General features: G+C 48.0%; 13 protein-coding genes. 7 read left to right on the forward strand and 6 right to left on the reverse strand.

All coding sequences use genetic code 11. The features are described from left to right. Nucleotides 1–32 precede the first annotated feature (32 nt). The 3 genes from mnmE to coaBC form a co-directional block, all read right to left on the reverse strand. Nucleotides 33–1,424 (reverse strand): tRNA uridine-5-carboxymethylaminomethyl(34) synthesis GTPase MnmE, encoded by a 1,392-nt coding sequence (gene mnmE / locus ACKTR5_RS09540; protein WP_407881079.1) that lies wholly within the window; start codon nucleotides 1,422–1,424, stop codon nucleotides 33–35. Between the two features lie 149 nt (nucleotides 1,425–1,573). Continuing rightward, nucleotides 1,574–2,500, reverse strand: coding sequence for an RNA-binding cell elongation regulator Jag/EloR (jag, locus tag ACKTR5_RS09545; RefSeq protein WP_407881081.1), 927 nt, complete (start codon nucleotides 2,498–2,500; stop codon nucleotides 1,574–1,576). 90 nt (nucleotides 2,501–2,590) lie between these two features. Further along, entirely contained in the window at nucleotides 2,591–3,802 is a 1,212-nt protein-coding gene (coaBC, locus tag ACKTR5_RS09550) for a bifunctional phosphopantothenoylcysteine decarboxylase/phosphopantothenate--cysteine ligase CoaBC (RefSeq protein ID WP_407881083.1), read from the reverse strand. A 233-nt stretch (nucleotides 3,803–4,035) separates the two neighbouring features. On the opposite strand from coaBC, the gene ACKTR5_RS09555 reads away from it, so the two are divergent. Continuing rightward, complete coding sequence (locus tag ACKTR5_RS09555) at nucleotides 4,036–4,512, forward strand: MarR family winged helix-turn-helix transcriptional regulator (RefSeq protein WP_407881085.1); 477 nt, start codon at nucleotides 4,036–4,038, stop codon at nucleotides 4,510–4,512. 57 nt (nucleotides 4,513–4,569) lie between these two features. Here ACKTR5_RS09555 and ACKTR5_RS09560 read toward each other — a convergent pair whose 3' ends face one another. The 3 genes from ACKTR5_RS09560 to rpmH form a co-directional block, all read right to left on the reverse strand. Next, a complete protein-coding gene (locus tag ACKTR5_RS09560; protein WP_407881101.1) occupies nucleotides 4,570–5,367 on the reverse strand; it encodes a YidC/Oxa1 family membrane protein insertase in 798 nt (265 codons plus the stop codon). A 102-nt stretch (nucleotides 5,368–5,469) separates the two neighbouring features. Beyond that, the gene (rnpA, locus tag ACKTR5_RS09565; protein WP_407881086.1) at nucleotides 5,470–5,814 is read right to left on the reverse strand and encodes a ribonuclease P protein component; all 345 of its coding nucleotides are present in this window, start codon (nucleotides 5,812–5,814) and stop codon (nucleotides 5,470–5,472) included. Nucleotides 5,815–5,919: 105 nt separating this feature from the next. After that, nucleotides 5,920–6,054, reverse strand: a complete 135-nt coding sequence (rpmH, locus tag ACKTR5_RS09570; RefSeq protein WP_002828338.1) for a 50S ribosomal protein L34 — start codon at nucleotides 6,052–6,054, stop codon at nucleotides 5,920–5,922. Between the two features lie 619 nt (nucleotides 6,055–6,673). Between rpmH and dnaA the strand changes: the two genes are divergently transcribed. From dnaA to gyrA, 6 genes are all read left to right on the forward strand, one after another. After that, the gene (gene dnaA / locus ACKTR5_RS09575; protein ID WP_407881088.1) at nucleotides 6,674–8,017 is read left to right on the forward strand and encodes a chromosomal replication initiator protein DnaA; all 1,344 of its coding nucleotides are present in this window, start codon (nucleotides 6,674–6,676) and stop codon (nucleotides 8,015–8,017) included. Nucleotides 8,018–8,245: 228 nt separating this feature from the next. Then, a complete protein-coding gene (gene dnaN / locus ACKTR5_RS09580) occupies nucleotides 8,246–9,385 on the forward strand; it encodes a DNA polymerase III subunit beta (RefSeq protein WP_407881090.1) in 1,140 nt (379 codons plus the stop codon). Between the two features lie 366 nt (nucleotides 9,386–9,751). After that, nucleotides 9,752–9,997, forward strand: a complete 246-nt coding sequence (gene yaaA, locus ACKTR5_RS09585; RefSeq protein WP_407881092.1) for a S4 domain-containing protein YaaA — start codon at nucleotides 9,752–9,754, stop codon at nucleotides 9,995–9,997. Continuing rightward, nucleotides 9,998–11,134: a DNA replication/repair protein RecF gene (recF, locus tag ACKTR5_RS09590; protein WP_407881093.1), complete on the forward strand. Its 1,137-nt coding sequence runs from the start codon at nucleotides 9,998–10,000 to the stop codon at nucleotides 11,132–11,134. Nucleotides 11,135–11,177: 43 nt separating this feature from the next. Next, nucleotides 11,178–13,205, forward strand: a complete 2,028-nt coding sequence (gyrB, locus tag ACKTR5_RS09595) for a DNA topoisomerase (ATP-hydrolyzing) subunit B (protein WP_407881094.1) — start codon at nucleotides 11,178–11,180, stop codon at nucleotides 13,203–13,205. 47 nt (nucleotides 13,206–13,252) lie between these two features. Continuing rightward, nucleotides 13,253–15,838 carry a DNA gyrase subunit A gene (gene gyrA / locus ACKTR5_RS09600; RefSeq protein WP_407881096.1) on the forward strand — a complete coding sequence of 862 codons (2,586 nt, stop codon included), beginning with the start codon at nucleotides 13,253–13,255 and terminating at the stop codon, nucleotides 15,836–15,838. The last annotated feature ends 203 nt before the right edge of the window (nucleotides 15,839–16,041 follow it).

A 16,041-nucleotide genomic window follows, 5' to 3' on the forward strand; every position in this document is an offset into this window, starting at 1 on the left:
CCGCCACGCGGATCGTTCCCCATGGAACTACGTTATTTACCTAAACAGAATTGCGAGAACAGCTGGGTCAGCAGTTCATCCTGAACGGAATCCCCGGTAATTTCACCCAGGAGGTCCCACGCCCGGGTCATGTCAATCTGAACTAAATCGACCGGCATCCCCGCAGCAATCCCGTTCATCACGTCATCCAGTGCTTGCATGGCCTGGTTTAACAGCCCAATGTGCCGCGCGTTTGTGACCATCACCGTTGTTTGGCTATTTTCAATCCCGCCAAAGAATAGATCGGCAATTTGATCCTCAAGTTGATCCATCCCGTCGTTGGTCAAAACGGACGTCGCAATCACCGCACTCTCACCGACCGCCGCCTGCAACGCGGCCAAGTCAACTTGCTGTGGTAGGTCCGTTTTGTTGAGGATGACAATCCGTTTGCTATCGGCCGTTGCGTCAATCAGCTCGCGATCCTCAGCCGTTAAGGGTTCACTCCCATTAATGACCAGCAGGACCAGATCAGCGGCTTCCAGCGCCCGTTTAGAGCGTTCAACCCCGATCTTTTCGACCTTATCATCCGTGTCACGAATTCCGGCTGTATCAACAAGCTTCAGCGGAACCCCCTTCACATTCACGTATTCTTCAATGACATCACGGGTTGTCCCGGCAACATCCGTTACGATTGCCTTATCCTCATGAAGTAAGTGGTTCAACAAGCTGGACTTCCCTACGTTTGGGCGCCCGATAATGGCCGTTGCCAGGCCTTCACGAAGCACCTTTCCTTGCTGGGCCGTTGATAAAAGTTCGGCAATTTTGGCTTTAACATCCGTTGCCTTTTCTAATAGCAGCCGGGTTGTCATGGTTTCAACATCATCGTATTCTGGATAATCGATGTTGACCTCAACCTGTGCTAACACGTCCAAAATGTCTTGGCGCAGGTTCCGAATCAACGTTGCCAGATTACCATCTAATTGGTTTAACGCGACCTTCATGGACCGGTCCGTTTTTGCACGAATTAGATCCATCACGGCTTCGGCCTGAGAGAGATCGATTCGACCGTTTAAAAAGGCCCGCTTTGTGAATTCACCGGGTTCTGCCAACCGGGCGCCATGGCTCAACAACAATTGCAGAATTCGGTTTGTCGCAACGATCCCACCGTGACAATTAATTTCAATCACGTCTTCACGCGTAAACGTCTTTGGCGCACGCATTACGGACACCATCACTTCATCCACTTCATCCCCGTTAACGGGATCGATCACGTGGCCATAATTAATGGTGTGGCTGGCAACCTGACTGAGGTTGCGGCCCTTAAACACTCCTTGTGCCGTCGCCACCGCGTCTTCACCACTTAGGCGAACGATGGAAATCGCCCCTTCACCAGGTGGCGTTGAAATGGCGGCAATGGTGTCGAATTCTGTAATTGCTTGAGACATATGAGCTCCTCTCGGCTGGTTTAACGGCATAAAAAAAGTGCCACCCCACGCGTAAATACACGTGGGAAAAGCACTTTGACTACTTTAACCAGTAATTGTTCGTTTTGAATGTGTATATCTTAAAGGCATCGCCCGAATTTGTCAAACGATTACCGCAGCGTAACGACGACGCTCCGCCGTGGTTCACGCCCCTGTGAAAAGGTGGTGACATGATCATTTTTAGCAAGCTGACCATGGATCACTTTGCGCTCGTATGATGGCATGGGATCCAACCGGATGTCTTCCCCACTGGCAATCACATCCCGGGCCGTGGCATCTGCCAAGCGGCGCAACGTGGCGGCCCGGCGATCCCGGTACCCGCTAACATCTAACATCAGCTCAAAGTGTTGCATCCCGAGCCGCAGCATAAACGTTTGGCCCAGCACCTGAAGGGCGTTGATTGTGCGGCCGTGGCGCCCGATCAATAACCCTTCTTGTTCCGTCATAAACGTAATCGTTGCACCGTGGTGATATGTTTCAGCCTCGGCGTCTGCATCAACCCCAATCTCAGCTAAAACATCCAGCAGGTAGTTGGCAACCTGCTCCAAGTTGGCGTTGAGCCGTTCCTGATTGGCTTCCTGACGGGCCCGTAATTCAGCCGATGACAAACTACCACTAGCTTCCCCCGGCGTCGCTGGTTCGGTCACAGCGGCTGCTCGGTGGCTACTAGCATGGGGATGGGCCCCCTCGCGTTCACGAACTGCTGCCGTAGCTGTTACATCCCGGGCCAACTCCTCGTCGCGCACAGCAGCGTTTTTTTGATTCGTGGGCGCTGTAGTTTTATGTGGGTGATCGACCGGGGCCGCCGGATGGCTGGAACCACCGGCGACTTCCGCCGCGTCTTCATGGGCATTTCCGGTCACCTGCACACCCGTTTTTACACTGATCTCCACAACGGCAGCTTGCTTTAAGCGACCAAACCAGCCCGTGATGGGTTCACTGATCACCTTAATTTCGACCCGATCGCGATCAAGTTGAATCTTTGCTAATCCCGTTTGAATCGCGTCTTCAACGGTCTTTCCTCGATACTGTGCCAACGGTTTGTCCTCCACGTTTACCTAAACTTGTTCCATTGTAGCATGTTCATTCCCATTCGCCTGCCTGAGCCGTCCGATGTGAACGCTTTTTTAACGTTTTTTATCGTGCACTAGCGTCGCTACCTGTTCGATAATTTTCTCAGCTAACGCTGACTTCGGCATGAGTGGCAACACAAGTGGTGCTTGATTCGGCATTAACAGTGTTGCTTGATTGTCATCCGCATTAAACCCACTCTCCGGCCGTGAGACGTCGTTTGCAACCAACAGGTCAAGGTGTTTCCCCGTTAACTTTGCCGTTGCGTTTGCCAATAAATTTTGCGTTTCAGCCGCAAAGCCTACCATGACTTGGTGCGTTCGTTTGGCCGCCAAGGTTTTCAGTAAGTCTGGATTTTTCACCAATTGAAGCGTTAGCGCGTCCTCACCGGGAACCTTTTTAATTTTTTGTGAGGCTGTGGTTGCCGGCCGAAAATCAGCGACGGCCGCTGCCATCACCACCGCATCCTGGTCATCAAACCGTGCGTCCATTGCCGCCAACATTTCAGCGGCCGTGGTCACAGGGACAACTTCGACCCCAGGTACAATGGGCCGGGTGACCGTTGAAATTAGCGTCACTGTTGCCCCCGCACGAGCGGCCGCCGTGGCCACTGCGTACCCCATCTTTCCAGATGAATCATTACCTAAATAACGTACTGGATCCAACCGTTCTTTAGTTCCACCGGCCGTGACCATGATCTGGTCACCAGCTAATGGCCCGGACTCATGCATCTGATCGCCAATAAACGTAACGATTTCATCTGGTTCAGGGAGTCGGCCTAATCCAGCATAGCCTTCCGCCAATGCACCAGCCGCAGGCGCCATCACAGTCACCCCATCTTGTTCTAGTAGCGATACATTTCGTTGGGTCGCCTTGGCTAACCACATGTGTTCATTCATTGCTGGCACCACAATTTTTGGCGCTGTGGTGGCCAGTAAACTCGTTGAGACGACCTCGTCAGCCAGACCCGTTGCCATCTTCGCAATGATGTTGGCCGTTGCCGGCACCACAACGGCAACATCCGTCCAGTCAGCCAACTCGATATGGGGAATGGTTGCTTCATTCTCTTTTGCAAACAGATCTGTTAGTACCGGTGTTTTCGTCAGCGCAGCAAATGTTAACGGGGTGACAAACTTGGTTGCGGCCGGAGTCAGCGCCACGCGAACCGTCATGCCCGCCTTCATCAATCCACGAACCACCATTGCTGCTTTATAAACGGCAATGCCGCCCGTCACATAAACTGCTACGTGACGCTTTGTTTGTGCCATTTCGTTCCTCCCGTTAATTAGCCACGTTTCTTTTTTCATTGTACCCGTTCAATTACTGTTAAAGGGGCATTCTTAGTCATTTTTTTGGCCTTCACACTCATTTGCCGCTAATTTGTCACATACTTGTAACTATTAAACGGTTGAACTGTATACTGATTCTGCCTATTCTAAAATTAGCACTTATTTTTATTGCTAATATTCTAAACTATATGATTAAGATTGGAGCTCTTAACGTGACAGAATCAACTACCCCTTCTCAAGCCGATATTGACCGGGTGACTACACTCCTTATTCACGGCTACTTAACAGAGATTTACGCGCTTCAAAAAATTACCGTTGATGTGGCTGATTTAAATAAGCTCAGTTTCCGTGACATTCTTCTCATCACCCAAATTGGTCTTGAACCTGGGATCACGTCCACAAAGCTTAGCCGAACTTTTCGGATTTCAAGCCCCTTACTCTCCACACGGATTACGGCACTCATGCACCTCGACCTCGTTGAACAGGTCGAAGGAAGCATGGACCGTCGGATTCACAATCTTAAATTATTGGAACGTGGCGAAGCTGTTTATCAACACTGGTACGCACGGATCCAAGAAATGGCAAAATCACTCCTTGCCACTTTTCCCCGAACTGAGATCGATACAATGGAAGACCACATCGGTGGCATTCTAGAAATTGTTAATCACGATCTTCACGACGAAAAGTAGTTTGAACAAATAAAAAACCAGATACCCAATAGGGTATCTGGTTTTTTATTTGTTCAACTATTTTCGTTTACCACGGCGCGCTTTTTTAATGGCGCGTTCACGTGCACGTGCTTGCTCACGTTTTGCCGATTCCTTGGCTTCACGTTCACGGTTGATTTTCCATGGGTTCTGAATCAGCAGGGTTTGGCCCGCTTGGAACGCATTAGAAATCACCCAGTAAAGCGATAATGCTGTTGGAACAGACATGGCTGTAAAGAAGATGATGACCGGCATTCCCCACACCATCACTGCGTTCATTGAGTTTGTTTCTGGTTGACTCTTAACACTCAACCATGAGCTCAAGAACGTAAAGATAGCGGCCAGAACTGGCAGGATGAAGTAAGGATCACGATCCCCCAATTGCATCCACAAGAACGACCCTGTTTTCAATGCGGCCGTCCGGTAGATGGCCTGGTACAATGCCCAGATAATTGGCAATTGAACCAACATTGGCAAACAACCAGAAACTGGGTTGTAACCAACTTCGGCATACAACTTCCGTGTTTCGGCCTGCAACGTTTGCTGCGTTGCTGTGTCCCGTGATGAATACTTCTTTTGCAGTGCTGAAATTTGTGGCTGAATTTCCTGCATCTTTCGCATTGACCGTGTTTGATAGATCATCAATGGCAAGATAATGATCCGAATGATCAGGGTAATCATGATGATCCCCATCCCATAACCACCAAACACGTGACTCAGCCAAATGATGAACTGACTCAGGTTATATAAGATCACATGATCCCAAAAACCCGTACTCTTACTGGTAATCGCGGTCCGACCACACGCAGCCAAGAACAAACTGGCCATTGCGACCATTGCCAAGGCTAAGCTCCGCCGACGCTTTTTACCAAAACGGTTCCCGTTGGACTTCACAATATTTTCCTCATTATTCTCATAAATTACTAGCTAACGCCATGTTTACTCCGTTGGTAACAACTTTGCTAGGCGCAACGCATGAATCAGATTTCGTTTCGTATCTTCCATAGACAACCCATCTGCGGATGGCCGTGCGATAACTAAGAAATCAACATCCTGGCGTAGCATTGGCTTCAATTCCAGTAACGACTGGCGAATTCGCCGTTTAACCCAGTTGCGGTGCACAGCATTCCCGATTTTTTTCCCGACAGAAATTCCGACGCGAAAATGTGGCTGCTCTGGTTTTGCCATCGTGTAGATGACAAACTGCCGGTTAGCCACGGAGTTGCGCATTTCAAACACGGTTTGAAACTCGCTTTCCTTTTTAATCCGGTATGATTTTCTCACTGGTCAAGTTCTCCTTCGTTCAAGGTCGACGTTTTTATTGAAACGTCCATAAAATGACCGCCAAAAAAATAAAAAAGGTCACTGAAAAATATCAGTGGCCTGTTTTTATGCAGATAATACTTTTCTGCCCTTTTGGCGCCGACGTGCTAACACCTTACGGCCGTTGCTTGTGCTCATCCGTTTCCGGAAACCATGAACACGCTCACGGTGACGTTTCTTAGGTTGGTAAGTTCTCTTCATGTGGATGCACCTCCTTCTAGGGTCGTCACGACAAAGATATCTAAATAATGACGACACATTTTGGATATCCAGCGTTTCTGATTATATTTAGCAGCTAATAAGCTAGCTTACGCACGAGATAAAACTCATGCAGTTCCTAAATATAATAGCATAGTCGACCGCCCTTGCAAATAGCTAAACGAATTTTCCTTCAGTAAACTTTGCGAAAGTTATCCACAGTCCCGTTTGAGCCATCCACAACCCCGGTGGACGCAACACGCAGTGACTTTTTTTATTAACAACTCGTCCACATAGAAATTCACAAATCCACAGCCAGTTTAAAAGTTATCCACAACCCGATTTTTTTCGGTGGATAACTTTTAAAAACGCTTTTGTACCACAGCTAGTTACACACATTGACCGGTGGATAACTTGTTTCACAGCGGAAAAATCCCGTGCTAACAACATCCCTGTGGATAACTTGTCCTCATCCCTGTGGAACATTCGTAATTAGTTCTGTGGAAGCTGTGGAAAACTCTTTTTTTTCATGCTAAAGTGGTTCCTGCACACCAAGGTTTCGTTCACTTGGTTCGATATTTTCGCTAAATTCATGAATTCATCATTCTAGGAGGCACTTTTTGTGGTCGATAAACACACACTCTGGGATGGCTTAAAGGAAAGTTTTCGCTCTAATTTGTCACCCGTCACGTTTAATACTTGGGTTGAATCCGCCCAACCACTATCGTACCAAGCACCGCATTTTCGTTTACAGGTGCCATCACAACTGCATAAAGACTACTGGGAGCGGACATTAACGCCCAAATTAGTTGAATTTGCCTTTTCTGATTTTCAAGCTGAACTTGAGCCTGAATATATCATTGAAGGGCAAGCACCGGCTGCCATTGTGGACGAGCAGGCGCCAGCTGCCGATAAACAACAATCCGTTAAGCCCGTCAGTAATCATGCTGACTCACTGAACGAAAAGTACACCTTTGATACGTTCGTCATTGGTAAGGGGAACCAAATGGCCAACGCGGCTGCCATGGCTGTTTCTGAGGAACCGGGAACGCTGTACAACCCGCTGTTTCTTTATGGTGGCGTGGGCCTTGGTAAGACCCACTTGATGCACGCCATTGGCCACGCAATGATCGCGACTAATCCCAATACCAACGTGATGTACGTCACCAGTGAAGAATTTACAAATGACATGGTCATGTCCATTCGGGATAAGACGCAGGAACAATTCCGCCAAAAGTACCGTTACGTGGACCTCTTACTGGTTGATGACATTCAGTTCTTTGCGGATAAGGAAGGGACGCAGGAAGAATTCTTCCACACGTTTGAGCAGCTTTACAACAATAGTAAACAGATTGTACTCACATCCGACCGCCTGCCAAACGAAATTCCTAAGCTTCAAGATCGCTTAGTTAGCCGTTTTAAATGGGGCTTATCCGTCGACATCACGGCCCCCGATCTCGAAACACGGATCGCCATTCTTCGGAACAAAGCCGAGCGTGAGCACATTGAAATTCCAGATGACGCCCTCGAAATCATCGCCAGTCAGGTCAACAGTAACGTCCGCGAATTGGAGGGCGCCCTGGCCCGTGTTCAGGCCTACGCCCATCTCCAAAAGACTGGGATTACTGAGGAACTCGTGCATAATGCACTGAAGAGCTTGAACCTTGAAAACAAGCCAACCCTAACGATTGAACTCATTCAACAGAAGGTCGCCGATTACTTCGACGTCAATCTGACGGACCTTAAGGGTAAAAAACGGATGAAGGAAATCGTGGTGCCTCGGCAGATCGCGATGTACCTAGCCCGTGAGTTAACGAATTCTTCCCTACCAAAAATCGGTAAAGCCTTTGGCGGTAAGGATCATACGACTGTATTACACTCATGTGATAAGATTGCAGAGAGTTTACCGACCGATAGTAAGCTTGCAGAGAACATTCAGCAGCTTAAAATTGAGATACAACGGTAACCTGAACTAGCGTATGATGAAAACGAGGTCTATTTTGGCCTGTGGATAACTAAGAAAAGGGTCCGAGAGTTTTCCACCACTTATCCACAGGTGGAAAACTTGCCCTCACTGGTCGCAACCAGGTTATCCACAGTATCAACATGGCCTACTACTACGACTATTTATTTATCTTAAATAAGTAATGGGGCTTCGCCCCGCCATTACGTGATCAACTTTAGGAGACAAATTATGCAATTTACGGTTAATCGACAAAGTTTCATCAAAAAACTCAATGACGTTTCACGTGCCATCTCCACAAAAACAACAATTCCGATTCTGACTGGATTAAAGCTGGTCGTAACAGACAGTGACATTACGTTTACTGGTTCAGATACGGACATTTCCATCGAAACCACGCTCCGTGTGGACGATGATGACGCAGAATTAACGGTAACTGAACCAGGGAACATTGTGTTACCAGCCCGGTTCTTCAGTGAAATTGTTAAGCGACTTCCAGAATCAACGATGACCATTTCCGTTAAGGAAGGCTTCCAAGCCAACATCACCTCTGGAGCAGCAGCGTTTACCATTAACGGGTTGGACGCAAATAACTATCCTCATTTACCAGAAATTGAAAGCACAGATGAAGTCACACTTGCTGGTGATGTTTTCCGCGAAATCATCAACACAACGGTTATCGCAGTCTCAAACCAAGAAAGTCGCCCAATTTTGACGGGGGTCCACTTTACGTTAGCAGGGGATCAATTTACGGCCGTGGCGACAGATTCTCACCGGTTGAGTCAGCGCAAGATTACGTTGCCAACACCAGCCACAACGCCACACGATGTCATCATTCCCGGAAAATCATTGATTGAATTATCACGGATGATTGGTGAAGACAGTCAGGACGTAAAAATGCGGTTAGCTGAAAACCAGGTTTTGTTCCTGTTAGGCGACACTGCGTTTTACTCACGATTGTTGGAAGGAAACTACCCGGACACGTCACGTTTGATTCCAAGTGAAGCCGATACGACGATGGAAATTTCTGCGCCAGCATTGCTATCTGCCATCGAACGGGCGTCATTGCTGTCTCATGAAAGTCGGAATAACGTTGTTAAACTGACGCTCGCAGATGCCGACAAGACGGCCACGATTTTTGGAAACTCACCAGACGTTGGGGCGGTAGAAGAAAACCTGTCCGCCATTTCACTGGCTGGGAAGGATCTTGAAATTTCGTTTAACCCGGACTACCTAAAGGATGCGCTGCGTTCCTTTGGTCAGGCACAGATCAAGCTGAGCTTTACGTCAGCATTGCGGCCGTTTACGCTGGTTCCAAGTGAAGATGAGGATAACTTTATCCAATTGATCACACCCGTGCGGACGTTCTAAAGTTAATTAATCGAAAAAATGCGTTCAGGAAAAATCCTGAACGCATTTTTTAGTGGATATTTGAAAGACCACAGCGTGTTAGGGAATGAAAAGGGGCAATGATGCGTTCCATATTTCATGAATACCACGGTTTATCCCCTTGAAAATTCACCAGCTGAATTAATTGCTCACCGATTTTTAGTAAAAATTCGGCATTAATTTTAATATTTGGCATTTAAACGCGCTGTCAGCCATTTTAGGGGCTCGATGGTATCGGGTCTTTAAAATTGCTTAGACGCGACGATAGCGCGTCTAAATCGGTTAATTGATTGTTTTTACCCTGCCAAACCGGTATAATGGTTACTGCAAGTAAGGATGGTGCTAATCATGAAAAAAGAAGTTTTAATCAAGACGGCCTTTATTACGCTGGGCCAGTTACTGAAAGAAGAATCTGTTGTTGATTCTGGTGGCCAAGCAAAATGGTACCTTCGTGAACATGCGGTTTCCGTTAACGGTGAACCGGATGATCGGCGGGGGCGGAAACTTTTTGCTGGTGATTCTGTTGATGTCCCAGACGTTGGGCTCTTTTTTATTCGTGAAAATCAGGCAACATCAACGGAAAAGGACGACTAAATGTACCTGGAAAGTTTGCACCTCAAGAATTTTCGTAATTATGACGAACTTGACGTGAACTTTAACCAAGGTGTGAACGTTTTGCTAGGCGAAAATGCCCAGGGGAAGACGAATCTCCTGGAAGCAATTTATGTGTTGGCGTTGACTCGGTCGCACCGGACTGCTAATGATCGTGATTTGATCAACTGGCAGGCGAATGAAGCACTGGTTTCTGGACGGATCCATAAAGCAACGACAACAACGCCACTAGAACTAACGTTTAGTAAAAAGGGGAAAAAGGCGAAGGTGAACCACCTCGAACAGGCCCGGTTATCGGCCTATGTGGGGAACCTTAACGTCATTTTATTTGCACCGGAAGATTTAGAACTCGTGAAGGGGTCGCCATCTGTGCGGCGCCATTTTATTGACCAAGAGTTTGGCCAAATGAGCCCTAAATACCTTTATAACGCTGGTCAGTACCGCATGGTCTTGCGGCAGCGGAATAACTATTTACGCCAACTTCAGCGAAAACAGGCTAAGGATCTGGTGTACCTGGGCGTTCTAAGTGATCAACTAGCAGCGTTTGGGGCTGAACTGGTTGCTGCCCGGCTCGATTTTCTTGATCAGTTAGCTGATTGGGCAAAGGCAGTCCATGAAGTGATTTCTCAGGAGCGTGAACAGTTAGCCTTTGACTACGTTAGCCAAATTAAGGCGACACGGGATGCCTCTGTTGACGAGTTGTATCACGTGTACCAGGAACAGTATGAAAAGCAACAACGTAAGGAAATCGAACAGGGGACAACGCTACTTGGCCCCCACCGTGATGACCTTCAATTTTTAGTAAACGGAAAGAACGTTCAAACGTTTGGATCGCAGGGACAGCAACGAACAACCGCGCTGTCAGTGAAATTGGCCGAAATCGATTTGATGAAAGCCATCACTGGTGAGTACCCGGTGCTCTTGCTGGATGACGTGTTAAGCGAGCTAGATGATGCCCGCCAGACACATTTGCTGCGATCCATTCAAGATAAGGTGCAAACGTTTTTGACCACAACGTCATTGAGCGGGATTGCGCAAAAACTCATTAATCCACCAACGGTGTTTGACATCGCTAGTGGCACGCTGACGGCCGCACCCAGTGAGTCGGATGATGCGTGATTAGGTGGTCGATTGCGTCGGTTGGTTTTGAGGAGGAATAAGTTTGGCTGAACAAGATGAGCAACATTTATCTCAAGAAGAACGTGAACGGGCTGAACAAGCAGAGGCAGACCAAGCATCAAAGGTTGCATCTGATGATGAAACAACTCGTGAAGCGGAGGTCGGCCAGTATAATGCCGATCAGATCCAGGTGTTGGAAGGGCTTGAAGCCGTTCGGAAACGCCCCGGAATGTACATTGGGACGACAACGTCACAAGGACTTCACCACCTGGTGTGGGAAATTGTTGATAACGGAATTGACGAAGCCTTAGCTGGGTTTGCCGACGAAATCAACGTTGTTGTTGAAGAAGATAATTCCATTACCGTTACGGATAATGGGCGGGGAATTCCTGTCGATATCCAAAAGAAGACCGGGAAACCAGCACTGGAAACGGTGTACACGATCCTGCATGCCGGTGGTAAGTTTGGCGGTGGCGGATACAAGGTTTCTGGTGGACTGCACGGGGTTGGTGCGTCCGTTGTTAACGCGCTCTCAACCGAGTTGGATGTTCGTGTGTTAAGAAATGGTAAGGTCTACTACATGGACTTTGAAACGGGCCATGTGAAAACGCCAATGAAGGTCATTGGTGAAGCAGATCCACATGCGCACGGAACCATTGTTCACTTCACGCCGGATCCAGATATCTTCCGTGAAACGACTGTTTATGACATTAAGACGTTGACCACGCGGATTCGTGAACTGGCTTTTTTGAACAAGGGCTTGAAGATCACGATTGAAGACAAGCGGCCAGAAGAACCCACCAAAGAAGTTTTCCACTTTGAAGGTGGGATCAAGGAATACGTGAAGTACCTTGATGACGGGAAGGATGTTCTGTTCGACGAACCAGTGTACGTTGAAGGCACCCAAAATGGCATCGTGGTCGAAGTAAGTTTGCAGTACACCGATGACTTTCACAGCAACTTGCTGACGTTTACCAACAACATCCACACCTACGAAGGTGGGACGCATGAAACTGGGTTTAAGTCAGCCCTAACGCGGGTGATCAATGATTATGCGCATAAGAGTAACCAGTTAAAGGACAACGATGATCCATTGTCTGGGGATGATGTGCGTGAAGGACTGACAGCAGTTGTGTCCATTAAGCATCCGGATCCTCAGTTTGAAGGGCAAACGAAGACTAAACTTGGGAACTCAGACGCCCGGGCCGCAACGGATCACTTATTTAGTGACACATTTAGCCGGTTCATGATGGAAAATCCGGATACGGCCCGGAAGATCGTTGATAAGGGAATCTTGGCGTCAAAAGCCCGGGTTGCCGCAAAACGGGCTCGTGAAGTAACCCGGAAGAAGTCAGGGTTGGAAATTTCAAACCTGCCTGGGAAATTGGCGGACAATACGTCAAAAGATCCAGTCCTTTCAGAATTGTTCATCGTCGAAGGGGACTCCGCCGGTGGTTCAGCTAAGCAAGGTCGTTCACGACTGACGCAGGCCATTTTGCCAATTCGTGGGAAAATCCTGAACGTTGAAAAGGCTAGTTTGGACCGGGTGTTGGCCAACGAAGAAATTCGGTCACTGTTTACCGCACTTGGTACGGGCTTTGGTGAAGACTTTGATATTTCAAAGGCAAATTACCATAAGCTGATCATCATGACGGATGCCGATGTCGACGGCGCCCACATTCGGACGCTGTTACTGACGTTGTTCTACCGCTTCATGCGGCCGATGATCGACGCCGGCTACGTGTACATTGCCCAGCCACCGCTTTACCGGGTGGCCCAAGGGAAAATGATGCGGTACATCGATACTAACGAAGAATTGAACACGATTTTGGGCCAGCTACCACCATCGCCAAAACCAACGATCCAACGGTACAAAGGGCTTGGTGAAATGGATGCTGAACAATTGTGGGAAACCACAATGGACCCAGAACAACGACGGCTGCTGCGGGTTGATCCCCAGGACGCCATTGAAGCCGATCAGATTTTTACCATGCTGATGGGTGACAAGGTGGAACCACGTCGAAAGTTCATTGAAGAAAACGCTAAGTTCGTTGAAAACTTGGATGCTTAGTGTGTTGGCTAAGAACAAGTGTTGAACGAAGATAAAGGAGTAGCGAAATGAGCGAAGATTTACCGAGTCGCATCACGGACGTTAACCTGTCGCAAACAATGCGGACATCATTTTTGAACTACGCGATGTCCGTTATTGTTGCCCGGGCGTTACCTGATGTGCGTGATGGAATGAAGCCGGTTCACCGCCGGATTCTGTACGATATGCACGAATTAGGGAACACGCCAGACAAGGCGTACAAAAAGTCAGCCAGAATCGTTGGGGACGTTTTGGGTAAGTATCACCCCCATGGTGACAGTGCCGTTTACGAATCAATGGTTCGGATGGCGCAAGACTTTAGTTACCGGTACATGCTTGTTGATGGTCACGGGAACTTTGGGTCCGTCGATGGTGATGGTGCCGCTGCCATGCGGTATACCGAAGTCCGGATGAGTAAAATTGCCCTGGAAATGTTGCGGGACATTAATAAAAACACCATTGATTTTCAGGATAACTATGATGGAACGGAACGCGAACCAAGTGTTCTGCCCGCACGGTTCCCGAACTTACTGGTTAACGGGGCCTCTGGGATCGCCGTTGGGATGGCAACAAGTATTCCACCGCATAACCTATCTGAGGTTATCAGTGGGATCCACATTTTGATGAATAATCCTGAAGCAACCACGGCTGATTTGATGGAGGCCATTCCGGGACCTGATTTCCCAACTGGTGCCATTGTGATGGGGAAAGCCGGGATTCGGAAGGCTTACGAGACCGGGAAGGGTTCCATTACCGTTCGTTCAAAGGTCGACATCGAGACGGCGAAAAACGGGCGTGAACGAATTATCGTGACGGAATTACCATACATGGTGAACAAGGCGCGGTTAATTGAACACATCGCTGAGTTAGCTCGTGATAAACGGATCGAAGGGATCACGGACATTAACGATGAATCTGACCGTGAAGGACTTCGTGTTGTGATCGATGTTCGTCGCGATATGTCAGCCTCCGTCATTTTGAACAACCTGTATAAAATGACGATGCTCCAAACATCGTTTAGCTTTAATATGCTGGCCATTGAAGACGGGACGCCAAAAGTGCTTAGTTTAAAGCAAATTTTGACGGACTACCTGCGTCACCAAGAAAGTGTTATTCGGCGCCGGACAGAATTTGAATTAAAACGGGCCCAAGCGCGGGCGCACATTCTGGAAGGGTTACGAATTGCCCTGGATCACATTGATGCCATCATTTCGATCATTCGGAATTCCCAAACGGCGGATGTGGCAAAGACACAGTTAATGGGGAACTATTCCCTGTCTGACAAGCAGGCACAGGCCATTTTGGATATGCGGCTGGTTCGACTAACGGGTCTGGAACGTGGCAAGATCGAGGATGAATATAATGGTTTGATGGCGGACATCGCTGATTATCAAGATATTTTGGCGCACGAAGCCCGGATCAACGAAATCATCTACCAAGAATTGTTGGAAATCCAAAATAAGTTTGGTGACGACCGGCGGACTGAACTTCAAGTTGGGGACATCTCGAGCATTGAAGATGAAGACCTGATCGAAGAAGAAGACGTTATTGTTACCTTGACTCATAATGGGTACATTAAGCGGCTCCCAACCACCGAATTTAAGGCGCAACACCGTGGTGGTCGGGGAATTCAGGGGATGAATGTTCATGATGATGATTTCATTGAGCATTTGATCTCAACCTCAACGCATGACCGCCTGATGATGTTTACCAATACCGGGAAGGTTTACTCGATGAAGGGGTATGAAATCCCTGAATACGGGCGGACCGCTAAGGGAATCCCCGTCATCAACCTATTAGGCGTGGATGCTGGTGAACGGATTCAAGCCGTCATTAACGTAACGGGTGATCCAAGTGAAAGCGACAAGTACCTGTTCTTTACGACCGTTCAAGGGGTCGTTAAACGGACAGCCGTCACGGAATTTGCCAACATCAGAAGTAACGGTTTGAAAGCCATTAACCTGCATGACGGCGATGAACTGATCAACGTTGCAATCACGGATGGTCATCAAAACATGATTATCGGGACGCATGAAGGGTACGCCGTGTCGTTTGCGGAAGAAAATGTCCGTGACATGGGCCGTTCTGCTGCCGGTGTTCGTGGGATTCGGTTACGCGATGATGACTTTGTGGTTGGTGCCAACGTTCTGACACCAGACAGCCACGTGCTGGTCATTAGCGAAAAGGGTTACGGAAAGCAGACCAAAGCCAGCGACTACCCAATTAAGGGTCGTGGTGGTAAGGGAATCAAGACCGTTAACGTTACCGAAAAGAACGGACCGTTGGCTGGGTTAACGACCGTTGATGGCACGGAAGACATCATGTTGGTTACCGATAAGGGTGTCATGATTCGTTTTAACATCAACAGTGTGTCGGAAACAGGTCGGGCCACCCTTGGGGTGCATTTGATTCGGATCGATGAGGATGCCAAGGTTGCAACCATGGCCAAGGTTGAACCAGAAGAATTGGAAGACGTTTCGACTGAAGCTGTTGTCGAAGAAGAATCCAGTGCTGATGGCACAACCTCAGCAAATGAACCAGCTGGTGATGCAACCGAACAGGTCAACGAACTGTTGAATCGTGCGGAAGCAGATCAAAACGAGGATAATGACTAAGTAAGTGACATCACTGGTCGAAAATAAATGTGTATGAATGAAAAGGACTGACTGCCCAAATGATGGGTTGACCTTTACCCCGAAAGTTGAAACAAACTTTCGGGGTTTTCTTATGACTAAAATTTCTATTGAAACTAAAATCATTGCTGTTGAAGCGTATCTAACAGGATCGGATTCAAAACTTGCTGTTCGAAACAGATATC

This window comes from Furfurilactobacillus entadae (assembly GCF_045862745.1).
In the GTDB taxonomy this organism is placed as follows: Bacteria; Bacillota; Bacilli; order Lactobacillales; family Lactobacillaceae; genus Furfurilactobacillus; species Furfurilactobacillus entadae.